Here is a 20,225-nt window from a genome sequence, read left to right as displayed (position 1 = left end):
GGACACCCCATCACCTGACGAGAGGCCGAGACGATGAGCCCAGGCGACCCGATCCGCAACAGCACGATCGGCAAGAGCAACGGCAACGGCGCGATCAGCAACAGCAACAGCAACAGCAACGGCAACAGCAACAACGGTACGAGGCGCAGCCGCTACGTCTCCGGGAATTTCGCCCCGGTGGCCGAGGAGGTCACGGCCTACGACCTGCCCGTCACCGGCCGGATCCCCGCCCACCTCGACGGCCGCTACCTGCGCAACGGCCCCAACCCGCTGGGCATCGACGACCCGGGCGCACACCTGTGGACCCTCGGTGCGGGCATGGTGCACGGCGTGCGGATCCGGGACGGGCGCGCCGAGTGGTACCGCAACCGCTGGGTCCGCTCCGGCGCGGTCGCCGACCGGCTCGGTGAGCCCCGGCGCGGCACGCCCGTCGACGAGCGGATGGACATCTCCCCCAACGTGCAGGTCGCGGGCCTCGCCGGGCGCACCTACGCGCTGCTCGAGGGCGGCATCCGCCCGTACGAACTCACCTACGAGCTGGACACGGTGGGGCCGTGCGGGCTGGGCGCCACGCCGGAGGGGTACAGCGCCAACGCCCACTCGGTCGTCGACCCGCACACCGGGGAACTGCACTCGCTGGCCTTCCTGTACGGCTCCGAGCAGGTGCAGCACATCGTGATGGACGCGGCCGGCACCGTCCGGCGCAGCACGCTGATCGAGGTGCCCGGGAACCCGTACATGCACGACTTCGCGCTCACCGAGCGGTTCGTGCTGCTGTACGACACCCAGGTGGTGTTCAGCCCGGCGCACCTGGCCACCGGGGCGCCCTTCACCTGGGACGAGCGGCGCGCCGCCCGGGTCGGGGTGATGCCGCGCGAGGGCGGCGCGGTGCGGTGGTTCGAGCTCGAGCCGCACCTGGTCGGGCACACCCTCAACGCGTACGAGCGGACGGCGGACGAGCTGGTGGTCGACGTCGTGCGGCACCCGCCGGGCATGGACCTGCGGAACATCGGCGCGAGCCGCCCCACGCTCGACCGCTGGACGGTCGACCTGGCGGCGGGGACGGTCCGGGAGGAGCGGCTGGACGACCGGGTGCAGGAGTTCCCGCGCCTCAACCCGCGGCACACCGGCCGCCCCTACCGCTACGGCTACGCGGCCGCCGTCGAGCTCTACGCGCCGCCGACCGGCCCCGGGGACGACCGCCCGGACGAGGGCTTCAGCAACGCCCTGCTCAAGCACGACCTGAGCCGGGGGACCGTCGAGGCCCACGAGTTCGGGCGCGACGGGGCGGTGGGCGAGGCGGTGTTCGTCGCCGCCGAGTCGCCGACGGCGGAGGACGACGGGTATCTGATGGCGTACGTCCACGACCCGGAGCGGGGAGCGGCGGACCTGGTGGTCCTCGCCGCCCAGGACTTCACCGGCGAGCCCCTGGCCCGCATCCACCTGCCGGTGCGGGTGCCCCTGGGCCTGCACGGCAACTGGGTGCCGGGCGGGGACAGGGTGCCTGGCGGGGACCGGACCGCGGGCCGGGGCGGGGACACGGGCTGGAGCTGAGGGGCCAAAATGTGCCCGCTGCGAGCACGGGCGGGATCGCGCCCGGCGGCACCGCGGGGGAGGGCGTCGGCGTAGGGGACGGGGGTCTCGACGGCGGCGAGGGCGGTGCGGGCGGCGAGGGCGGCGAGGGGGAGGCCCTGGGAGCCGGGGCGGAGCCGCCCCGGCGGGGTCATCGGGGCCGGGTGGCGCGGAGGGAGTAGGTCTGCGGGGCGGGGGCGCCGGCGGGGACGCGGAAGTGGGCGTGGGCGTGCTCGTGGAGGAAGTCCAGGCGCAGGCCCGCGTCGGCCAGGGCGGTGACGACCTCGCCGAGGCCGTGCTGCCACTGGACGGTGACGGTGGAGTCGAGCCGGGCGTCCGGGTCGGCGTAGGTGCCGGGGTAGTCGACGACGATCGGGGTGCGCTCGAAGTAGTCCTCCGCGAAGCCGCGCCCGTCGTCGGCAAGGACGTCGGCCACCGGGTGGTACTCGGCGAGGTAGAGGAAGCCGCCGGGGGTGATGAGCGAGGCGACCGTCCGGGCCCAGCGGGTGAGGTCGGGGAGCCAGCAGAGCGCGCCGAAGCCGGTGTAGACGATGTCGTACGTCCGGCCGTCGAGCGCCTCGGCGGCGGCGTAGACGTCGGAGGTGACGAAGCGGGCGTCGGCGGCGCCGATCCGGGCGGCGAGGTCGGTGGCGGCCGCGACGGCCGGGGCGGAGAAGTCGAGCCCGGTGACGACGGCGCCGCGGCGGGCCCAGGAGAGGGTGTCGAGCCCGAGGTGGCACTGGAGGTGGAGCAGGGTGCGGCCGGTGACGTCGCCGACCTCGGCGGGCTCGTAGTCCTGGAGGGTGTCACGGCCCGCGACGAAGCCGGGCAGGTCGTAGAAGGGGCCGGCGGCGTGGACGGGGACGCGCTCGTCCCAGTTCGCGCGGTTGGCGGTGCGCCAGTCGGGGGTGGTGGATGGCGTGGTCATGCCGGGCAACGCTAGTCAGCGGCCCAGGGGCGGGCAATCGATTTCCGCGCCCGGCGCGCGCCGTGGACAGCAGGTGCCCCCGGCGCCCCGGGCCCGGTATGTGCGGGTCATGGCCGGGGTTTTCCCTGCTCTTTGTTCCGGATCATGGCGCGCTCTGCGACGATCCGATGATCGTCGCCCCGACGCGGTGGGCGGCGCGTCGCAGGGGAGAGACCGGCATGGCCGTTCGGCCCGAGGACAGTGTCGTCCGGGCGAAGTGGGGAGTGTGGTCCGCCTGGGACCGGGAGACCTGGATGGTGGTCTCCGGCGGGGTGCTGGGGGCGCTGTTCGCGAGCATGGGGCTGGCGGTGCTGTTCGGCCCGGCGAACGGGTTCGGCGGCGACAGCCTCGCGTACATGGGGATCATCAGCATCCTGGGGCTGATGCCCTGCGGCGCGGGCTTCGTCTGGGCGCTGATCCACCCGAGGGCCGGGTTCCCGTCGGCCGCCGTCGGGGCGGTACTGGGGCTCGGGATCTTCGTCGGCTTCGCCGGGGACGGCCTCAACGACTCCTGGAAGGCGCCGCTGGACCGGCCGTCGACGATCCGCGCGGTGGGCAGCTGGACCAGCGGGGACCTGGTGGTCCGGGCCCGGCCGGACCTGGTGGTGGCGTACCGCCGGACGAGCGGGGCCGTCGCCTGGCACTGGGCCCCGCCCGGGGAGGACACGGTGTGCGCGATGAGCCGGACGACCGGACCTGACGGCACGGGCCGCGGCGGCGCCCTCGGCCTGATCGGCCACGCGCCGCACGACAAGCCGTGCTCCGCCGTCACCGCGCTCGACCTCTCCGACGGCAGGGAGGGCTGGACCGCCGCCGTGGACGCGCCCGCCCGGGACGGGGACGACGCGACTCCGGACGTGGTCGCGGTGGCCGGGCAGCAGGCCCTCCTCCAGGAGAAGGCCGGCTGGCGCGCCGTACGGCTGGCCGACGGCCGGGACGTCTGGCGCGGCACGGCCGACCCGGGCTGCACCCCGCTGCAGGTCGCGGGCGGGCCCGGGGACGCCGTCACGGTCGCGCAGTGCGGCGCCGCGCCGCCCGTGCTGCGCTCGCTGGCCCCGGCGGACGGCCGGGAGCAGCGGCGGATCGCGCTGCCCGCGGCGGGCGGGCTGAAGAACCTCGCGGTGGTCTCGGTCGACCCGCTCGCGGTGTGGGTGGACGCCCAGGCCGAGCGCGGCACCCACGCGGTGCTCAGCTACGACCGGACCGGCCGGCAGCGGGCGGTGATACCGGTCGCCGGGGACGAGTACGACCTGGACGTGATGCTGGGCGGGCTGCACGCCTTCGACGAGTTCAGCGCCCGGCCGCTGTTCGGCGGGGTGGTGGTCGGGGACCTGTTCGTCGTACCGGGGGAGAAGCCAGGCGACATCGGCATCAGCGGCGGCAAGCACCCGAGCCGCACCGCCACCGGCCGGCTGCTGGCGTACTCGCTGACGGACGGCGGCAAGCGGTGGACGGCGGGGCTGGACGACCAGGTGACCGGCCTGGTGGTGGACGGCGGCTCGGTGTGGGCGATGACCCGGGGCCGGGTGACCAGGGTGGAGGCGGCGACCGGGCGGCAGAGCGCCGTGCTGGACGTCAACGACACCGCGTCGCTCTATCCGGTGGACCTGTCGGTGTCGGACGCGGAGCGGTTCACGGTGGTCGCGGAGGACGGGACGCGGGACGAGCCGCCGGTGCGGGCGATGAGCTGACGGGGCCGGGACGGGGCCCGCCGCCGACGGACCTGACCCTTTCGGGTGGTTGTGTCAGTCTGGTGGGGGAGCACCGCCGAGACCGGGAGACTCGTGATGGCCGAGATCAGGGTGAACGGGGTGGCGCTGCACTACGAGGCCCGTGGCGAGGGCCCCGGCGTCGTCCTGGTGCACGGTTCCTGGAGCGACGCGGACTCCTGGGCGCGGGTGCTGCCCGGCCTGGCGGAGTCCACCACCGCGGTCGCCTACGACCGCCGGGGGCACAGCCGCAGCGAGGACCCGCTCACCCAGGGTTCGGTGCACGAGGACGCGGCCGACCTGGCCGGGCTCATCCACGAGCTGGGCCTCGCGCCCGCCTTCGCCTACGGCGACTCCTACGGAGCCCTGGTCGTCCTCCGGCTCGCCGCCGCCCGGCCCGACCTGCTGCGCGGGATCGCCGTGCACGAGCCGCCGGGCACCGGCATCCTGCTCGCCGACCCGGACCTGCGACCGCTCGGCACCGGCTTCGCCGACCGGATCGCCGCCGTCCGGGAGCTGCTGGAACAGGCCGAGTCGGCGGCCGCCGCCGAACTGTACGTGGACAGCCTCGCCTTCGGCCCCGGCGCCTGGGAGCAGCTGCCCGCGCCGGTCCGGCACAGCTACATCCGCAACGCGCCCACCTACCTGGACGAGCTGCGCGACCCGGACGCGCTCGACCTCGACCTCATCGGGCTCGCCCGCTTCGGCGAGCCCGCGCTGCTCACCCAGAGCGACGAGAGCGCGCCGATGTTCGGCGAGGTGCTGGACCTCATCGACCTCACCCTGCCCAAGGCGGAACGCCACCTGTACGGCGGCGCCGGGCACGCCCCGCACCTGTCGCAGCCGGAGGAGTGGGTGCGGGTGGTGCTGCCGCGGGCGCTGCTCTGAGATTGCCGCGGCTTCCGCGATTGATGTGACGGTGCGTCACCGTCGCTGGCTCCGTCGGGGATTCGCCCCTGGTCGAATCCCCGGATAACCGCTCGCCTTCGCCGTCGTCCCGGGCGCAGGCTACTTCCGTGACCGCGTCGCACGGGCGCGGTGCGAGCGGAAGGACTCACATGACGAGCACGCGCGGCCGCATCGCCGCCCTGCTGGGCGCCGTCGCGGTGGTCGCCGGCACCACGCTGGCCACTCCCGCGGCCGCCACGGCCGACACACCCGCCACGGCCAGGCCAGGCGGCGGGATCACCGGGCAGGCGCCCTGCCCGGACGCGCCCGAGTTCACCTGCGGGACCCTCACCGTCCCGCTCGACCACAGCGGCGCCGTCCCCGGCACCCTCGACCTCGCCGTGGCCGTCGCCGGGAACACCGCGGCCCCCAAGGGCGACCTGCTGTTCCTCACCGGCGGCCCCGGCCAGCCCGGCGTCCCGTTGATGAAGCGGATCGCCGGCAAGATGGCGCCCGTCCTCAAGGACTACCGCCTGGTCATGTACGACCAGCGCGGCACCGGCGCCCGTGCGCTCCAGTGCCCCGGCCTCCAGGAGGACATGGGCTCCTCCGACCTCGCCGTGCCGCGCAAGCAGTCGATCGCGGACTGCGCCGCCACCCTGGGCCCCAACGCCCGCTTCTACAGCACCGCGGACACCGTCGCCGACATCGACCGGCTGCGCGCCGCCCTCGACGACCGGCGGCTGACCCTCGACGGCGTCTCGTACGGCACCCTCGTCGCCGAGCGGTACGCGCTCGCCCACCCGGCGCACGTGGCCCGGCTGGTGCTCGACTCGGTGGTGCCGCAGCAGGGCTACGACCCGCTCGACCTGGCCGCCCTGCCCGCCAGCGCCCGGGTGCTGCGGGCCGCCTGCCAGGCCACCGGCTGCACCACCGACCCGGCCGCGGACCTCGCCGCCACCGTCCGGCGGTACGGCAACGGGGCGCAGGTCCTGGACGCCCTCACCAGCTACGAGTTCACCGACCCGAACTACGGCGGGGTCCCGGAGGCGCTGCACGAGGCCGCCGCCGGGCAGCTCGCCAAGCTCCAGGCCTTCGTCGAGACCGTCCACCGGGACGACGCGGCCCCGGCCGAGGCGCTCAGCCAGGGCCTGCACGCCGCCACCGTCTGCGCGGACTCGCGCTTCCCGTGGGGCAGCACCGACACCCCGGTCGCGGGCCGGGCGGCCGCGCTGGAGCGCACCCGGCAGCGGCTGACCGCCGAGCAGACCTGGCCGTACGACGCGGCGACCGCGACCGGGCTCGGCAGCCAGTTGGTCTGCCTGGACTGGCCGCGCGAGCAGGTGCCGCCGATCCCGCCGGCGCACCGCAGGCTGCCGAACGTGCCGGTGCTGCTGCTCGGCGGCGACCGGGACCTGTCCACGCCGAACGAGTGGCTGTACCAGCAGGCGGAGCTGGCGCACGACCCGCAGGTCGTGATCGTCCCGGGTGCGGCGCACTCGGTGCAGACCCGGGCGGCCGACCCGGCCGGGCGGCAGGCGGTGTACGACTTCCTGCTCAAGTAGCGGTGGCCGTCGGCGGGTTGCGGCCGACGGTGGACCGCCGCCGACGGTGGGCCGTTCCGAGCAGGGGACGGAACGGCTCGCCGCCGCGCTACGGCCCGGCCGCGCCCCAGCCGTCGTCGGGCAGGGAGCGGTCGGGCTCGGGGCAGTCGAGGTGTTCGTAGCCCCACAGCAACGCCTTGTGCAGCGCCCACGCCTCCAGCGGCGGCTCGTCCTGGGACGCCCGGTTCGTCAGGACCAGCTCCACCCGGACCTCCTCGGCCGGCGAGAACAGCAGATTCCGCTGGTCCGGGAGGTTCTCGTACGTCACCGTCTGCCAGCTGTGGCCGGTGGCGGTCAGCGCCGCCATCAGGTCGGCCTCGGAGACGTGGGTGTCGAGCGTCGCCGAACCGCCGCCCGGCTGCGGGAGGTCGAGCTCGCCCTGCCAGACCGGCAGGGAGAGCGAGTGGAGCCGGCGGCAGCGGCAGAACACCGTCCGCACGTCGCCCCAGCAGAAGGCGTGCGGCCACCGGTCGCCCCGGTGGATGCCGCCGCCGTCCCACGGATCGCCGTAGTGGACGGCGAGTTCGGGCAGCGAGGCGCCGTAGCGCAGCTCGCCGAGGCCGCCGGTGGTGGCCAGGACGGTGACGAGCGGGAGGAAGCCGGTCAGCCCAGGCACTCGCGCACCGCCTCGATCAGGCGGTTCGCCCGGGCGTCGCCGTGGCCGATCATCCGGTTGGCGACGTAGGCGAAGCCGACGCCGAACTCGTCGTCCCCGAAGGCGAACTGACCGCCGGCGCCGTCGTTGCCGAAGCTGCGCGCGCCGAGCAGCGGGCGGAAGGCCGGGGAGTCGAGCAGCAGCCCGGAGCCCCAGCGGGCGCCCATGTCGAAGCCCAGGAAGCCCGCCCCGGAGGAGACTTCGCCCACCGCGCCGGTCACCGTGTCGGGCGAGAGCAGGCGGGGCGCGCCGTCCAGTCCGGTGGCCGCCGCCGCGTAGAGGCCCGCCAGGCCGGTGGCGGAGGCGACGGCGCCCGCGCCGGGCAGCTCGATCGCGTGCAGCGCCGGGTCGTTCCAGCCGTGCGGCACGTCCAGGCCGGGGAAGACCAGGGCGCCGTTCATGGTGACGATCCGGGTCAGCAGGTGCTCCGGGCCGGGCATCGGACGGCGGCCCTCGGCCTCCACCAGCCGGGCCAGGCGGGGGAGTTCGCTCTCCGGCAGGCCGATCCAGACCGGCAGGCCGAGCGGCTCGGCGATCTCCTTGCGCAGGAACGCGCCCGGGGTCAGCCCGGTGATCCGGCGGATCACCTCGCCGACCGCGAAGCCGAGCACATGGCCGTGGTACTCGTACGCGGTGCCCGGCTCCCAGAGCGGCTGCTGCGCCTCGATCGCCCGGACCACCGGATCCCAGGCGGCGACCTCCTCGAAGGAGAGCACCGCGTCCAGGGCGGGGATGCCGGCCCGGTGGCCGAGGATCATCCGGGTGGTGACGTCCTGCTTGCCGTTGCGGGCGAACTCCGGCCAGTAGCGGGCGACCGGCGCGTCCAGGTCGAGCCGGCCCCGCTCGGCGAGCAGGTGGGCGCTGATGCTCACCGGGCCCTTGGCACAGGAGAAGACGGGCACGAGGGTGTCCTGCGCCCAGGCCCGCCCGGTGCGCTCGTCGGCCGTGCCGCCCCACAGCTCGACCACCTTCCGGCCCCCGGCGAACACCGTGACGGCGGCGCCCAGCTCGGGGAACCCGGCGAAGTTGGCGGCGAAGACGTCCGCGACGGCGCCGAAGCGCTCGTCGGCCCAGCCCTGGTGCTGCTGCATGATGTGGTGCCCCGTTCTGCCCAGTTCCGCCCTCAAGATCGACCGAACCACGCTACGGGAGCCCGGCGCCCCTGACGAGGGGATTTCACCAGGCCGGGACGGGTGGGACGGATGTGGCAGACTCGCCGGCCCCGGCCTGCGGCGGCTGTACCACCCGTACGACGGCGGGGCGGACGTCTACCTGGCGTCGACGGAGGAGCGGGACCGGCTGAAGGAGCGGCACGCCGGGTGGCTGTCGGGGCACCCGAACGGCCTGTGAACGGCCGCGCCGGGCGGACGGCTTGCCCTCACCGCCGTCCGCCGCGCACAGTGTCCGGAGCGCGTTGACGATCACGCGCCCCGGCAGCCCGGTTGCCGCAGCGAGCGAGGGAGCGACACATGGCCGTCAGTCTGAGCAAGGTCGAGCAGAGCGCGCCCGCGCTGGTGAGCCTCTACAAGACGGCCGGCGCCTCGGTGGAGCGGCGCGGGCTGAACGGCCAGCGGGTGGCGGTGTACCTGGTGGTCGACTACTCCGGCTCGATGCGGCCCTACTACAAGGACGGCAGCGTCCAGGCGCTCGCCGACCGGGTCCTGGGGCTGTCGGCCCACCTGGACGACGACGGGACCGTGCCGGTCGTCTTCTTCTCCACCGAGGTCGACGCCCAGGCCGAGATCGCCCTGGAGGACCACGCGGGCTGGATCGACCGGATCGTCGCGGGCCTCGGCCACATGGGCAGGACCAGCTACCACCTGGCGATGGACGCGGTCATCCGGCACTACCGGGAGAGCGGAGCCACGGACCCGGCCTTCGTGCTGTTCCAGACGGACGGCGGCCCGATCAGCAAGCCCGCGGCGGAGAAGAAGCTCTGCGAGGCGGCGACGCTGCCGATCTTCTGGCAGTTCATCGGCTTCGGCGACCCGGACAGCCGGCAGTTCGACTTCCTGCGGAAGCTGGACGAACTGCCCGTCCCGGAGAAGCGGCCGATCGACAACGCCGGCTTCGTCCACCTGGGGCGCGACCCCCGGACGGTCTCCGACGACGAGCTGTACGACCTGCTCCTCACCGAGCTGCCGAGCTGGCTGGTGGCCGCCCGGGCCCAGGGCATCGTGCCGGACGGCCCGGCGCTGCGGGCGCCGGTCGGCGCCGCGGCCGAGGAGCAGCCGCAGCGCCGGGGCTTCTGGGCGACCCTGACCGAGGGGCTGGGGAAGCGGGGCCGCCGCGATCGGTAACCCGACGGCGTCGGGACCAGGCGCTCTCTTCCGGATCACGCCGCGCGCCCGGCATGATCCGAACGAGAGGGCCTAGACCGCGGGGACCATCCCGAGCAGCTCGCTCAGGCGGCGGACCGTGGCGGGCGACTCGCGGTGCAGGCCGGCGATGTCGAGGCCCTCGTCTCCCAGAACCATCAGCAGCGCCTGCTCCCCGATCGCCAGCACCACGACGTAGCCGCTGGTGCAGCGGGTGACCACGTCGCGCAGGCCGCCCACGCCGACCTCGGCCGCGGTGCGCCGGCCGAGGCCGAGCATGGCGGCGGACAGGGCGGCGGCCGACTCGGGGTGGACGGTGGCCGTGTCGGCGGCCACCAACAGGCCGTCGGTGGTGGAGACGACACTCTCCGAGATGCCCATGACCCGGTCGCGGAGGGACTTCAACTCGTCGACCAGCACGGCGGTCGGTGTCTGGCTGCTCATGGTGCGCTCTTCTCGCTCTGCTCGGTCGTCTCGGTACGCGCGGTGTGCTCGGCGCGGTGTGCGTTCGGTGGACCGTCGGAAGCGGCCGCCGCTCCCTCGGATCGGGCGGGCAGGCCGCCGGGGCCGCCCGGACCACCCGCGCCGCGTCCGCTGCGGACGCGGCGCGGCAGCGGCCCGGTGTCGGCCGGCGGCGGTTCGCTCGTCGGCGTGCGCGGGGCCACGCTCGGTGCCAGGGGCCCCGGGTGAGCCGGTTCCCGGTGGAGCAGGTGCCGGGCGTCCATCCGTACGACGTCGAGGAGCACGGCGAACACACCGCGTCCCAGGGCGAAGCCGAGGTCGCGCGCGGTGCGGCGGCCGGTGGCGGCGGCCAGGATCTCCCGGTAGCGGACCGGGATCCGCAGCGCGCCGGACTCGGCCCGGGCGGCAGGACGGATCCGGATGCGGGCCAGTTCGCCGGGCGGTCCCCAGAGGCGGGTCAGCAGGGCCGTCCGCCGGGCGGTCTCCTCGAAGAGCCGCTCCGGCTCGATGCCCGGGCGCAGCGCGATCCTGGCAGGCGGCGCCGCCTCGGCCGTCTCCCAACTGCCGGGCGGGCTCAGCACCAGGGCGAAGGCCCCGTCGAAGGCGGCGGCGGCGCAGACGGCTTCGAGCTCGGCGGCGCCGATCGACCCCTGAGCCACCAGGGCCGCGCCGAGGTCGCCGCCCCAGGTCGGGGGAGCGTCGGTCGGTCGGCCGATGGACGCGGCCGTCTCGGCGGACGCCCACTCCTCCTCGCCGACGCGCCGGGACTTCAGCAGCAGGGTCGCGGCGGTCGGGGCCCCGGGGGTCTCGATCGCCGCGACCAGACCCTGCTCCAGGTGGATCGTGCCGCCCGGTGCGCTGGAGACGGTGACCGAGCCGGTGAACTCCGTCCGGCGCAGCGCGAGCAGCAGCGCGGGCACGTTGCGCGCGGTGGGTGGAGCCGGCGTCGTGGGAGTCGCGGGCACGGCGGGCGGCGCCGTGCCGTGGGACGGGTCGGTCATGCCAGCAAGTCCCGCGCGCGGTCGGCGGTCTGGCGGAGGGCCAGTGCCAGGTTGGTCCGTTCCCGATCCAGCACGGTGGCCAGCAGCAGGGGGTCGCCCTTCCGGGACAGCACCTGGACGACCTGGTGATGGCGGGTGCTGGTGACCACCAGGCTCTCCAACTCGCTCTCCGCCCCTGCCTCGTACAGCCGCTCGCCGATCAGGTTGGTCAGCTCGGCGAGTTCGGCCCCGGTCCCGAGCAGTCGGTGGTCCCCGGCGGACTGGTAGCTGAGACCCGTGACGGCGTCGACGAGCGCGGCACCGACCACTCCGGGGGAGCCGAGCACATCGGAGAGGGAAGCGTCGAGTGCGCGCACCAGTACCCCTTCACGTTCTGAACCCCGGCAGCGTACTTTATTCCATCATTTTCACGAGGCGACCACAACCGGCGGCTTCTTGCTATTTTGTTCCCGCACACGGGAGTTCTGCCCGGAAGTCACGCAAAGGACGAACAGCGCATGAACATTGACGAGGCACTCAAGGACGCGATGGCCATCGAGGGGGCCATCGGAGTGGCCGTGGCCGACCACGAGAGTGGTATGTCACTCGGGTTCCTCGGCGGGGGGCAGCAGCTCGACCTGGAGATTGCGGCCGCCGCCAACACCGAGGTCGTTCGTGCGAAGATACGCGCCCTGGCCGCGCTGTCGATCGATGATGTCATCGAGGACGTCCTGATCACCCTCGGCACCCAGTACCACCTGATCCGCCCGCTGACCCGCGGTCACGGCTCGCTCTTCCTCTACCTGGCGCTGGACCGCTCGCGGGCCAACCTCGCGCTCGCCCGGCACGGTCTCAAGCGCATCGAGGCCGCTCTCGACATCTAGCGGGGCCGGGCCGGCCGCCCGGGTGTCCGCGCCCCGTCCGGACGCCCTGCCCGGATGCCCTGCCCGGATGCCCTGCCCGAAGGCCCGCGCGGGCCGCGTTTCGCGCGCGGAATTCCGGACGGAGCGAATGCGCGGCGTGACGAAGCGGCTACGGAGATCCGTCCGCGGGAATCGGGCCGCGAATATCGCGGGTGTGCGCCCGGCACGGAAATGCGTGACTTTCCGATGACTGGGCGTCATATTCGCCCCGGCCGTTCCGGCCGGCGGCGGAGCACCGGAATACCGTGGTCGAACCGCCGGAGCGCCGGTGTTTCGGCGGTGCCGCGGACCGGGCAACTCCCGGTGATCCCGACGGTTCTGATGCCCTGCTATGGTCCGGACCCGTGACGGACGGGGTGCGGAACCAGTACGAGGCGATGCGCGGGCACTTCCACCGGGCCGCGGGGCAGCAGGGATTCACACTCGATCCCGCCCAGGAGTTGCCGGTCGAACGACTCAGTCGGCTGGCCGGCGAGCTGGCCCACCCGGCCTGGCGGCTGCGCCGCAGTCCACGGCACCTCTACCTCTGGGGCCCGGTCGGCCGCGGCAAGAGCTGGCTGGTGGACACCTTCCTCGACGGGCTGCCGACCCCACGCAAGCGGCGGCTGCACTTCCACGACTTCTTCCGCCGACTGCACGAGGGTGTCGCCCACCACTCCGAGAGCCGGAGCGCGGACGGCGCGGCGGTGGACCGGGCCGTGGACGAGCTGCTCGGCAACTGCCGGATCCTCGTCTTCGACGAGTTCCACGCCCACGACGCGGGTGACGCGATGCTGGTCGCCCGTCTCCTCCGCACCCTGCTGGACCGGCGGATCACCCTTGTCACCACGTCCAACTACCCGCCCGCCGGGCTGATGCCCGACCCGCTGTACCACCACCTCTTCGAGCCGACGATCAGGCTGATCGAGGAGCGGATGGACGTGCTCGACGTCTCCGGGCCGGTCGACTTCCGGCGGCAGCCCCGGTCGGAGCGCGCTCACGGGTTCGACCTCGGCGCCCGGCTCCGCCCCGGCGACGAGCCCTCGGCCGGTCTCACCCCGCCCCGGCCCGAGGAAGCGGGTCCGGTGGCCGCCCACCGCCGTGAGCTGTCGGCCCGGGCGGTCCGCGAGGACCACGTGTGGTTCGGCTTCCAGGAGCTGTGCGAGGGCCTCACCGCCGTCGCCGACTACCTCGCACTCGTCGACCGCTTCCCCACCGTCGTCCTCGACGGCGTCCCACCGCTCGCCGAGGCGTCCCCCGACGGCCGTCGGCGCTTCGCCAACCTGGTCGACGTCTGCTGCGACCGCGACGTCCGCCTGGTCCTGATCGGCGCCGATCCGCTCGCCGGCCTCGCCACCGGCTCCACCCTCATGCGCGACCTCGACCGCACCGCCAGTCGCCTCGCCCTCCTCCGCCCGCCGGTTCGGGAGGCCGCCGGCTGAGCGCCCGCCGGGCGACCGGCGGGAACGGAGAAGTCCTGCCGAAGTGCCAGGACTTGCCCGGTCGATCACGCCGGCCCTGGAGGGGGGTTGCTCGCCCGGCGCCTTGGCGAACCGGCGTGCCAGGCCGGGCCGGAGTCCGGTAGCGTGCGCGAAGGAGTGCCGGGAAGCCTGGTCGGCGATCGAGGGACAGCTGTGTCCGCGAGCCGGTCCGGGGGTGGTGTGCGTGGCGCTCGACGCGAGGTCCGCCGGCGCGCCGCCGGCCCGGCCGCGGCTGGGTACCCGCCGCCCCTCGCGCGGACCCGCTCAGGCCGTACGCATCGCTCACGGGGCTTCGGCGAGCTCCGGACAGACTCCGAGAACCGCGACACCGTCCGGCGTTCCGGCCGCCCGGTACCGTCCGACCCCGGAAGGGGCGGGGCGGCACGCCCCGGCGACGGCGACCCGGGGGTTCCGGCCGCGCACCGGACCGGGGGGAGAACCGTCATGACCCACCGTCCCTCACCATGGACCCGCACCGGCGGCGCGCTGCTCGCCGTCGCGGCGCTGGCCCCGGCGGCGGCCGCCTGGTACGTGTTCACCGTCGTGCTGCCGGACGACGCCGAGCGGTACCGCTCGTACACGGCCGCCGTGACCTGCCCGGCCGGGAGCCCGGGCGCGGGGGTCGAGGAGTGCGTGCGCACCGTGCCGTTCACCGTCAGCGGCACGGTCGTCCGCAACGCGGGCAAGAGCTCCGAGTTCCGGGCGACGCTGGACGGCGCGCCGTTCTGGACCGGCGAGGTGGGGTTCGCCGACGGCGGGCCGCTGCTGGACGCACTGAAGCCCGGAGACCGGGTGGACGGCACGGTGTGGCGCGGCCGGGTGATGCGCCTGGAACGGGCCGGTGTCGCGCAGGCCTCGTACGACGAGCCCCGCGACGAGGGGCAGTTCACCGCCGGGGTGGGCGCGTTCGCCGCGCTGCTGGCGGTGCTCGCCGCCGTCCTGGGCGCGCTGCGGTTCACCGGCCGCCCCGGCGACGTCACCCTCGACCTCGCCCGGTCGCTCGTCCTGTGGACGCTGCTCGCCTGCGGAGTGCCCGCGGTGCTCGCGTCCGTGACCGGCCTGCCGTGGTGGACGGTGCCGGCCGCGGCCGTCCCGGCGGCGCTGCTCGCGGCGGAGGCGGTGCGGCGCCGGAACCGGGGGAGGACCCCGGGGGGACCCCGCCGGCTGCCCGCTTGATCGACGACCGTCCCCGCTTGCGCCCGCCCGTCCCCGCTTGCGCCCGCCCGTCCCCGCGTGCGCCCGCCCGTCCCTGCTCGCACCGGCCCGTACCCGATCCCGGCCGTCGGACAATGTTTCGGCCGGATGAGGAACGGTGTCGCTACCGTCTACCGAGCCCGTGGCCTGGGCAGGCTCGGGCTGACAGTGCTAGCGAAAGGGGCCGACGATGGCCGCAGTTCACGAATCCGTCCTCGACGCGATCGGCGGGACGCCGCTGATCCGGCTGGCCCGGCTCGGCGCCGGGATCGCCGCGCCGATCTACGCCAAGGCCGAGTTCCTCAACATCGGTGGCAGCGTCAAGGACCGCGCCGCGCTCTCGATGGTGCTGGCCGCCGAGCGGGACGGCCTGCTGAAGCCGGGTGGGACGATCATCGAGGCGACCAGCGGGAACACCGGCATCGGCCTGGCGATCGTCGGGCGGCAGCGCGGGTACCGGGTGATCGCCGGGGTGGCCGACAAGTCGTCGGCCGAGAAGTCGGACATCCTGCGGGCGTACGGTGCCGAGGTCGTCCTCGCGCCGACCGCCGTGCCCGCCGAGGATCCGAGGCACCTGTTCAACGTCGTGCAGCGGCTGGCCGAGGAGATCCCCGGCGCCTGGCTCGCCAACCAGTACGACAACCTGGCCAACCCGGACGCCCACATCCGGACCACCGGCCCCGAGATCTGGGAGCAGACCGGCGGCCGGGTGACCCACTTCGTCGCCGGCGTCGGCACCGGCGGCACCATCACCGGTACCGGCGGCTTCCTCAAGGAGACCTCCGGCGGCGCCGTGACCGTGGTCGGCGCGGACCCGGAGTCCTCCACGTACGGGGGCGGCGACGGCAGCCCGTGGTACGTCGAGAGCATCGGGCACTACCTCCACCCCGACACCGTCGAGGACCGCATGCCGCAGGCCCTGCGTACGGAGCTGATCGACTCCTACGAGCGGATCCCGGACCGCGAGGCGCTGCTGGCCGCCCGTCGCCTCTCCCGCGAGGAGGGCCTGCTGGCCGGCCCGTCCTCCGGCGCGGCGGTGGCGGCGGCGCTGCGGGTGGCGCGCCGGCTCGGGCCGGACGACCTGGTCGTGGTGGTGCTGCCGGACTCGGGGCGCTCCTACCTGTCCAAGGTGCACAGCGACGCGTGGATGCGGGAGTGGGGCTTCCTGGAGGAGGCGGCGGACGGCCTGCGGCCGCTGCTCGACGCCGCCGCGCCGCTGGTGACGGTGGCCGCCGGCGCGACCGTGGGCGAGGCGCTGGAGGCGCTGGGCGATGCGCCGGGCGGCGTGGCCCCGGCGGTGCTGGCGCGGGCGGCGCGCCCGTACGGGGTGGCCGCGACGGAGGTGGTCGGCTCGGTCTCCCGGGCCGCGCTCGCGGCGGCGCTCGCGGACGGCGCCGCCAAGCCGGGCGACCCGCTGGGCGGGCTGATCGGGCCGGCGCTGCCGACGGTCGGCGTCGGGCAGTCGGCGGCCGACGCGCGGACGGTGCTCGGGAGGACGCACCGGGCGGTCATGGTCCTGGTGGACGGTCGGGTGGCCGGGGTGCTGCCGAGGGAGGCGGTGGCCTAACCCCCTTGGACTGTCTCCTGGGCGCCCCCTTCGGCGGGCGCCAGGATCGCCGAGATCACCCGGTCCAGGGTGCGGTCGAAGGCCCGGTCCGGGTCGGCGGGCGGACCGGTGGTGGCGAACACCTGGGCCAGGTGCGGGAATTCGCCGCTCGCCGCCGCCTGGCCGAGGTAACCGACCAGCTCCGCCTGCCACTTGGCGCCCGCCGCGGCCGTCTGCTCGTACTGGGCGAACTGGCCGACGAAGCCGTTGAACAGCGCCATCGCCTCCATCCGGGCGCCCCCGCCGAGGCCGGTGGGGGCGGTGACGGCGAGGAAGTGGTCGGTGTAGCGCAGGGCGTTGGGGCCGATGCTGGGGCGGACCAGCACCAGTGCGGGCAGCCAGGGGTGGCGGCGGGAGAGGCCGAGCTGCTGGTGGGCCAGGTCGGCGAGGTCGGCCCGGACGTCACCGCTCGGCGCGGGCGGGAAGCGGTACTCGCCGGCGACCGCGTCGAGCATCAGGTCGAGCAGGTGCTCCTTCTTCGGCACGTAGTTGTAGAGCGACATGGTGCCCGCGCCGAGCGCCGCCGCGACCCGGCGCATGGAGACCGCGTCCAGGCCCTCGGCGTCGGCGATCGCGATGGCCGCGGCGGCGATCGAGTCCCGGCTGTGGGCCGGGCGCGGGCCGCGGCCGGTGCGCTCGGGGCGCAGCCAGATCACTTCGGGCGCCTCGGGGGGCGTGGGCCTGTCGGGCTGTTCCGACTGTTCCGGCTGGTCGGGGCCGGTGGGGGGCTTGCTGGACGGCACTGGAAGATCACCTCGCCCTCCCATCTTAGATACGTACGGCGTACGTAGTACGATGGCGCCCAAGCGCGCTTCTACGTACGCTGTACCTAGAGAAGGCCAGAGAAGGGCAGAGCCATGTCCGACACCGCCCGACCCGCCGCCGGTGCGGCGCCCGCCATCGAGATGGCGGGCGTGCGGAAACGCTTCGGCGCCACCGAGGCCCTGCGCGGCCTCGACCTCACCGTCCCGGCCGGCACCGTCTGCGGCATGCTCGGCCCCAACGGCGCCGGCAAGACCACCGCCGTCCGCGTCCTCGCCACCCTGGTCGCCCCCGACCGCGGCACCGCCCGGGTCGCCGGACACGACGTCGTCCGCGCCGCCGAGGACGTCCGGCGCGCCATCGGCCTCGCCGGGCAGCACGCCGCCGTCGACGAGGGCGTCACCGGCCGCGACAACCTCCGGCTGTTCGGCCGGCTGCACCACCTCGGCGCCCGCCGGGCCCGGGAGCGCGCCGACGAACTGCTCACCCGCTTCGACCTCACCGAGGCCGCCGACCGGCTCGTGCGCACCTACTCCGGCGGCATGCGCCGGCGCCTCGACCTCATCGCCAGCCTGGTCACCAGCCCGCCGGTGCTCTTCCTGGACGAGCCCACCACCGGGCTCGACCCGCGCAGCCGGCAGGCGATCTGGGACACCGTCAAGGAGTTGGCGGACGCCGGCACCAGCGTGCTGCTCACCACCCAGTACCTGGAGGAGGCCGACCGGCTCGCCGACGACATCGTGGTGATCGACCACGGTGCCGCCATCGCCACCGGCCCGCCGGACCGGCTCAAGGCCGCGATCGGCAGCCAGGTCTCCGTCACCCTGGCCGACCCCGGGCAGCTCGCCGCCACCGCCGTGGTGCTGTCCTCGATGACCGGCGGCGACGCGCGGGTGGACGTCGCCGAGCGGACCGTCACGGTGCTGACGACGCCCGGCGTGTCCGTCCTGCTGCCCTCGCTGGTACGGGAGTTGGACGGTGCGGGGGTCGTCGCCGAGGACGTCGCGGTGCGGGCGCCCTCGCTGGACGACGTGTTCCTCGCGCTCACCCAGGAGTCCGCGGACGCCGGGAGGGCCGCCTGATGACCGCCTCCGCACTCGCGCCCCCGCGCCCGTCCGCCGTACCGCGCCCGTCCACCGCCCGGCGGCTCGCCTCCGGCACCTGGACCTCGATGCTCCGCGTCCTGCTCAACTACCGCCACTCGCCGGGCCTGTTGGCGGCCTCGCTGGGCGTGCCGGTGGTGATGGTGGTGGTCTTCGGGTACGTCTTCGGCAGCGCCATGCAGGTCCCCGGAGGGGGCGGCTACCGGGAGTTCCTGATGCCCGGCCTGTTCGCCATGGTGGCCACCAACGGCGTCATGCCCACCATGGTCGGCGCCGCCCGCGACGTCGGGCGCGGGGTCACCGACCGGCTGCGCTCCATGCCCGTCTCCCGCACCGGACTGCTGCTCGGACAGGCCCTCGCCGACCTGCTGGTCAGCGTCGTCGTCCTGGCGCTGCTGGCGCTGGTCGGGCTCGCCACGGGCTGGCGCGTCCGGCACGGACTCGCCGACGCGGCAGGGGCGTTCGCACTGCTGCTGCTCTTCCGCTTCGTGATGACCTGGGTCGGCACCGTGCTCGGCCTGACCATCGGCAAGGAGGAGGCGGCCGGCCAGCTGTCCGCCGCGGTCATCCCGTTGGCGATGGTCACCAACGCCTACGTGCCGACCGGCGGCATGCCCGGCTGGCTGCGGTTCCTCGCCGACTGGAACCCGGTCAGCTCCGTCGTCCAGGCCTGCCGGGAGCTGTTCGGCAACCCCTCGGCGGCCGGGTCCGCCTGGCCGACGCAGCACGCCGTGCTCGCCGCGCTGCTCTGGAGCGCCGTGCTGCTCGCGGGCTGTATGCCGCTCGCCGTACGGAAGTTCGCCACCCACGGGCGGTGATCCGCCAGCTTGCGGCACGCCCCCCTAATGTGCTGGACAGCGGGGCCGGTGTGGTCTTGGGTGGGGCGCCATGGAGTACACCCACCTCGGCCGCACCGGCCTGACCGTCTCCCGCCTCTGCCTCGGCACCATGAACTTCGGCCCCCACACCGAGGAGGCCGAGGCCCACCGCCTCATGGACGCCGCCCACGAGCACGGCATCAACTTCTTCGACACCGCCAACACGTACGGCCGCGACCGCGAGGGCCGGCTGCGCGGGCGTACCGAGGAGATCATCGGCCGCTGGTTCGCCAAGGGCGGCGGCCGCCGCGAGCGCACCGTCCTCGCCACCAAGGTCTACGGCGACATGGGGGACTGGCCCAACGAGAGCAGGCTCTCCGCGGTCGCCGTCCGCAAGGCCGTCGAGGCCAGCCTGCGCCGCCTCCAGACCGACCACATCGACCTCTACCAGATGCACCACATCGACCGGGCCACGCCCTGGGAGGAGATCTGGCAGGCGATGGAGGTCCTGGTCGCCCAGGGCAAGATCGTCTACGTGGGCTCCAGCAACTTCGCCGGCTGGCACATCGCCCAGGCCCAGGAGACCGCCCGCGCCCGCCACTTCCTCGGCCTGGTCAGCGAGCAGTCCCTGTACAACCTGCTCGACCGGGCGGTCGAACTCGAGGTCGTCCCCGCCCTCCAGCACTACGGCCTCGGGCTGATCCCGTGGTCCCCGCTGCGCAGCGGCCTGCTCGGCGGCGTCCTGCGCAAGGAGCGCGAGGGCACCCGGGACCGCAGCGGCATGGCCCTCGCGAGCGAACTCCTCGCCAAGCACCGCGACCGCATCCAGGCCTACGAGGACCTCGCCGCCGAACTCGGCGCCGACCCCGCCGACCTCGCCCTCGCCTGGCTCCTCTCCCGCCCCGTCGTCACCGCCCCCATCATCGGCCCCCGCACCCGGGCCCACCTCGACGCCGCCGTCGGCGCGCTCGACCTCAAGCTCGACCAGAAGACCCTCGACCACCTCGACGAGCTCTTCCCGGGCCACCGCCCCGCCCCGGAGGACTACGCCTGGTAGCCCGCCCGCGCCCCGGCTTCGGCCGGTGCGTCCGTCGCGCCCCCGGCGGCCGTGGAAGACGGCCTGGGCGGGGGGGGGGCGGGGGGGGCGGGCCGGTGGCGCGGGGCCCCCCCGTGGGGGGGGGGGCCCCCCCGGGGGGGGCAGCCG

General features: G+C 74.7%; 19 protein-coding genes and 1 pseudogene. 13 read left to right on the top strand and 7 right to left on the bottom strand.

Translation table 11 applies throughout. The features are described from left to right. The first annotated feature begins 33 nt into the window (after positions 1–33). Positions 34–1,554, top strand: coding sequence for a carotenoid oxygenase family protein (locus ACWDCZ_RS20210; RefSeq protein WP_449816573.1), 1,521 nt, complete (start codon positions 34–36; stop codon positions 1,552–1,554). Between the two features lie 169 nt (positions 1,555–1,723). Here ACWDCZ_RS20210 and ACWDCZ_RS20205 read toward each other — a convergent pair whose 3' ends face one another. Next, a complete protein-coding gene (locus tag ACWDCZ_RS20205) occupies positions 1,724–2,500 on the bottom strand; it encodes a class I SAM-dependent methyltransferase (protein ID WP_387966785.1) in 777 nt (258 codons plus the stop codon). Positions 2,501–2,718: 218 nt separating this feature from the next. On the opposite strand from ACWDCZ_RS20205, the gene ACWDCZ_RS20200 reads away from it, so the two are divergent. The 3 genes from ACWDCZ_RS20200 to ACWDCZ_RS20190 all read left to right on the top strand — a co-directional run bounded on the left by ACWDCZ_RS20200 (position 2,719) and on the right by ACWDCZ_RS20190 (position 6,701). Then, positions 2,719–4,230, top strand: a complete 1,512-nt coding sequence (locus ACWDCZ_RS20200) for an outer membrane protein assembly factor BamB family protein (RefSeq protein WP_449816572.1) — start codon at positions 2,719–2,721, stop codon at positions 4,228–4,230. A 96-nt stretch (positions 4,231–4,326) separates the two neighbouring features. Beyond that, entirely contained in the window at positions 4,327–5,136 is an 810-nt protein-coding gene (locus tag ACWDCZ_RS20195; RefSeq protein ID WP_049654204.1) for an alpha/beta fold hydrolase, read from the top strand. Positions 5,137–5,306: 170 nt separating this feature from the next. Continuing rightward, positions 5,307–6,701: an alpha/beta fold hydrolase gene (locus ACWDCZ_RS20190; protein ID WP_449816571.1), complete on the top strand. Its 1,395-nt coding sequence runs from the start codon at positions 5,307–5,309 to the stop codon at positions 6,699–6,701. An 88-nt stretch (positions 6,702–6,789) separates the two neighbouring features. Here the strand turns inward: ACWDCZ_RS20190 and ACWDCZ_RS20185 are convergent, their stop codons facing one another. Both ACWDCZ_RS20185 and ACWDCZ_RS20180 read right to left on the bottom strand, forming a co-directional pair. After that, positions 6,790–7,356 carry a hypothetical protein gene (locus tag ACWDCZ_RS20185; RefSeq protein WP_049654207.1) on the bottom strand — a complete coding sequence of 189 codons (567 nt, stop codon included), beginning with the start codon at positions 7,354–7,356 and terminating at the stop codon, positions 6,790–6,792. Continuing rightward, complete coding sequence (locus tag ACWDCZ_RS20180) at positions 7,344–8,486, bottom strand: serine hydrolase domain-containing protein (protein WP_449816569.1); 1,143 nt, start codon at positions 8,484–8,486, stop codon at positions 7,344–7,346. Before ACWDCZ_RS20180 ends, ACWDCZ_RS20185 begins: the two co-directional genes overlap by 13 nt. Between ACWDCZ_RS20180 and ACWDCZ_RS20175 the strand changes: the two genes are divergently transcribed. Further along, positions 8,485–8,745 (top strand): DUF3885 domain-containing protein, encoded by a 261-nt coding sequence (locus tag ACWDCZ_RS20175; protein WP_049654209.1) that lies wholly within the window; start codon positions 8,485–8,487, stop codon positions 8,743–8,745. The two genes, ACWDCZ_RS20180 and ACWDCZ_RS20175, sit on opposite strands and share 2 nt — an antisense overlap. Before the next feature lie 119 nt (positions 8,746–8,864). Further along, positions 8,865–9,575: pseudogene (locus ACWDCZ_RS20170) on the top strand (vWA domain-containing protein); the annotation flags it as partial. 192 nt (positions 9,576–9,767) lie between these two features. On the opposite strand, the gene ACWDCZ_RS20165 reads toward ACWDCZ_RS20170, so the two are convergent. The 3 genes from ACWDCZ_RS20165 to ACWDCZ_RS20155 are packed head-to-tail and all read right to left on the bottom strand — an operon-like array spanning position 9,768 to position 11,532. Continuing rightward, positions 9,768–10,157, bottom strand: a complete 390-nt coding sequence (locus tag ACWDCZ_RS20165; RefSeq protein WP_449816568.1) for a roadblock/LC7 domain-containing protein — start codon at positions 10,155–10,157, stop codon at positions 9,768–9,770. Then, the gene (locus tag ACWDCZ_RS20160) at positions 10,154–11,176 is read right to left on the bottom strand and encodes a hypothetical protein (RefSeq protein ID WP_181970524.1); all 1,023 of its coding nucleotides are present in this window, start codon (positions 11,174–11,176) and stop codon (positions 10,154–10,156) included. The genes ACWDCZ_RS20165 and ACWDCZ_RS20160 overlap by 4 nt, the downstream gene beginning before the upstream one ends. Beyond that, complete coding sequence (locus tag ACWDCZ_RS20155) at positions 11,173–11,532, bottom strand: hypothetical protein (protein ID WP_449816567.1); 360 nt, start codon at positions 11,530–11,532, stop codon at positions 11,173–11,175. Before ACWDCZ_RS20155 ends, ACWDCZ_RS20160 begins: the two co-directional genes overlap by 4 nt. Before the next feature lie 141 nt (positions 11,533–11,673). Between ACWDCZ_RS20155 and ACWDCZ_RS20150 the strand changes: the two genes are divergently transcribed. The 4 genes from ACWDCZ_RS20150 to ACWDCZ_RS20135 all read left to right on the top strand — a co-directional run bounded on the left by ACWDCZ_RS20150 (position 11,674) and on the right by ACWDCZ_RS20135 (position 16,299). Continuing rightward, positions 11,674–12,039: a hypothetical protein gene (locus ACWDCZ_RS20150; protein WP_049654214.1), complete on the top strand. Its 366-nt coding sequence runs from the start codon at positions 11,674–11,676 to the stop codon at positions 12,037–12,039. 383 nt (positions 12,040–12,422) lie between these two features. Further along, complete coding sequence (gene zapE, locus ACWDCZ_RS20145; RefSeq protein ID WP_449816566.1) at positions 12,423–13,499, top strand: cell division protein ZapE; 1,077 nt, start codon at positions 12,423–12,425, stop codon at positions 13,497–13,499. 483 nt (positions 13,500–13,982) lie between these two features. Beyond that, positions 13,983–14,714 carry a hypothetical protein gene (locus ACWDCZ_RS20140; protein WP_387966794.1) on the top strand — a complete coding sequence of 244 codons (732 nt, stop codon included), beginning with the start codon at positions 13,983–13,985 and terminating at the stop codon, positions 14,712–14,714. 208 nt (positions 14,715–14,922) lie between these two features. Next, positions 14,923–16,299, top strand: coding sequence for a pyridoxal-phosphate dependent enzyme (locus tag ACWDCZ_RS20135; protein ID WP_380741138.1), 1,377 nt, complete (start codon positions 14,923–14,925; stop codon positions 16,297–16,299). Here the strand turns inward: ACWDCZ_RS20135 and ACWDCZ_RS20130 are convergent. After that, a complete protein-coding gene (locus ACWDCZ_RS20130; RefSeq protein WP_449816565.1) occupies positions 16,296–16,994 on the bottom strand; it encodes a TetR/AcrR family transcriptional regulator in 699 nt (232 codons plus the stop codon). The two genes, ACWDCZ_RS20135 and ACWDCZ_RS20130, sit on opposite strands and share 4 nt — an antisense overlap. Positions 16,995–17,195: 201 nt before the next feature. Between ACWDCZ_RS20130 and ACWDCZ_RS20125 the strand changes: the two genes are divergently transcribed. The 3 genes from ACWDCZ_RS20125 to ACWDCZ_RS20115 all read left to right on the top strand — a co-directional run bounded on the left by ACWDCZ_RS20125 (position 17,196) and on the right by ACWDCZ_RS20115 (position 20,078). Next, positions 17,196–18,182, top strand: a complete 987-nt coding sequence (locus tag ACWDCZ_RS20125; protein WP_449816564.1) for an ATP-binding cassette domain-containing protein — start codon at positions 17,196–17,198, stop codon at positions 18,180–18,182. Continuing rightward, a complete protein-coding gene (locus tag ACWDCZ_RS20120) occupies positions 18,182–19,021 on the top strand; it encodes an ABC transporter permease (RefSeq protein ID WP_387966796.1) in 840 nt (279 codons plus the stop codon). Before ACWDCZ_RS20125 ends, ACWDCZ_RS20120 begins: the two co-directional genes overlap by 1 nt. A gap of 70 nt (positions 19,022–19,091) precedes the next feature. Continuing rightward, entirely contained in the window at positions 19,092–20,078 is a 987-nt protein-coding gene (locus tag ACWDCZ_RS20115; protein WP_049649295.1) for an aldo/keto reductase, read from the top strand. The last annotated feature ends 147 nt before the right edge of the window (positions 20,079–20,225 follow it).

The sequence above is a fragment of the Kitasatospora sp. NPDC001225 genome (genome assembly GCF_053597855.1).
Note: the sequence above shows the minus strand (reverse complement) of the source record. Positions and strands in the feature narration are given on the sequence as shown.

What these genes read in the sequence shown, in the direction of transcription:
- ACWDCZ_RS20210 (WP_449816573.1), top strand. Translation starts at nt 34, where the DNA reads ATGAGCCCAGGCGACCCGATCCGCAACAGCACGATCGGCAAGAGCAAC.
- ACWDCZ_RS20205 (WP_387966785.1), bottom strand. Translation starts at nt 2,500, where the DNA reads ATGACCACGCCATCCACCACCCCCGACTGGCGCACCGCCAACCGCGCG.
- ACWDCZ_RS20200 (WP_449816572.1), top strand. Translation starts at nt 2,719, where the DNA reads ATGGCCGTTCGGCCCGAGGACAGTGTCGTCCGGGCGAAGTGGGGAGTG.
- ACWDCZ_RS20195 (WP_049654204.1), top strand. Translation starts at nt 4,327, where the DNA reads ATGGCCGAGATCAGGGTGAACGGGGTGGCGCTGCACTACGAGGCCCGT.
- ACWDCZ_RS20190 (WP_449816571.1), top strand. Translation starts at nt 5,307, where the DNA reads ATGACGAGCACGCGCGGCCGCATCGCCGCCCTGCTGGGCGCCGTCGCG.
- ACWDCZ_RS20175 (WP_049654209.1), top strand. Translation starts at nt 8,485, where the DNA reads ATGATGTGGTGCCCCGTTCTGCCCAGTTCCGCCCTCAAGATCGACCGA.
- ACWDCZ_RS20180 (WP_449816569.1), bottom strand. Translation starts at nt 8,486, where the DNA reads ATGCAGCAGCACCAGGGCTGGGCCGACGAGCGCTTCGGCGCCGTCGCG.
- ACWDCZ_RS20165 (WP_449816568.1), bottom strand. Translation starts at nt 10,157, where the DNA reads ATGAGCAGCCAGACACCGACCGCCGTGCTGGTCGACGAGTTGAAGTCC.
- ACWDCZ_RS20160 (WP_181970524.1), bottom strand. Translation starts at nt 11,176, where the DNA reads ATGACCGACCCGTCCCACGGCACGGCGCCGCCCGCCGTGCCCGCGACT.
- ACWDCZ_RS20150 (WP_049654214.1), top strand. Translation starts at nt 11,674, where the DNA reads ATGAACATTGACGAGGCACTCAAGGACGCGATGGCCATCGAGGGGGCC.
- ACWDCZ_RS20140 (WP_387966794.1), top strand. Translation starts at nt 13,983, where the DNA reads ATGACCCACCGTCCCTCACCATGGACCCGCACCGGCGGCGCGCTGCTC.
- ACWDCZ_RS20135 (WP_380741138.1), top strand. Translation starts at nt 14,923, where the DNA reads ATGGCCGCAGTTCACGAATCCGTCCTCGACGCGATCGGCGGGACGCCG.
- ACWDCZ_RS20125 (WP_449816564.1), top strand. Translation starts at nt 17,196, where the DNA reads ATGTCCGACACCGCCCGACCCGCCGCCGGTGCGGCGCCCGCCATCGAG.
- ACWDCZ_RS20120 (WP_387966796.1), top strand. Translation starts at nt 18,182, where the DNA reads ATGACCGCCTCCGCACTCGCGCCCCCGCGCCCGTCCGCCGTACCGCGC.
- ACWDCZ_RS20115 (WP_049649295.1), top strand. Translation starts at nt 19,092, where the DNA reads ATGGAGTACACCCACCTCGGCCGCACCGGCCTGACCGTCTCCCGCCTC.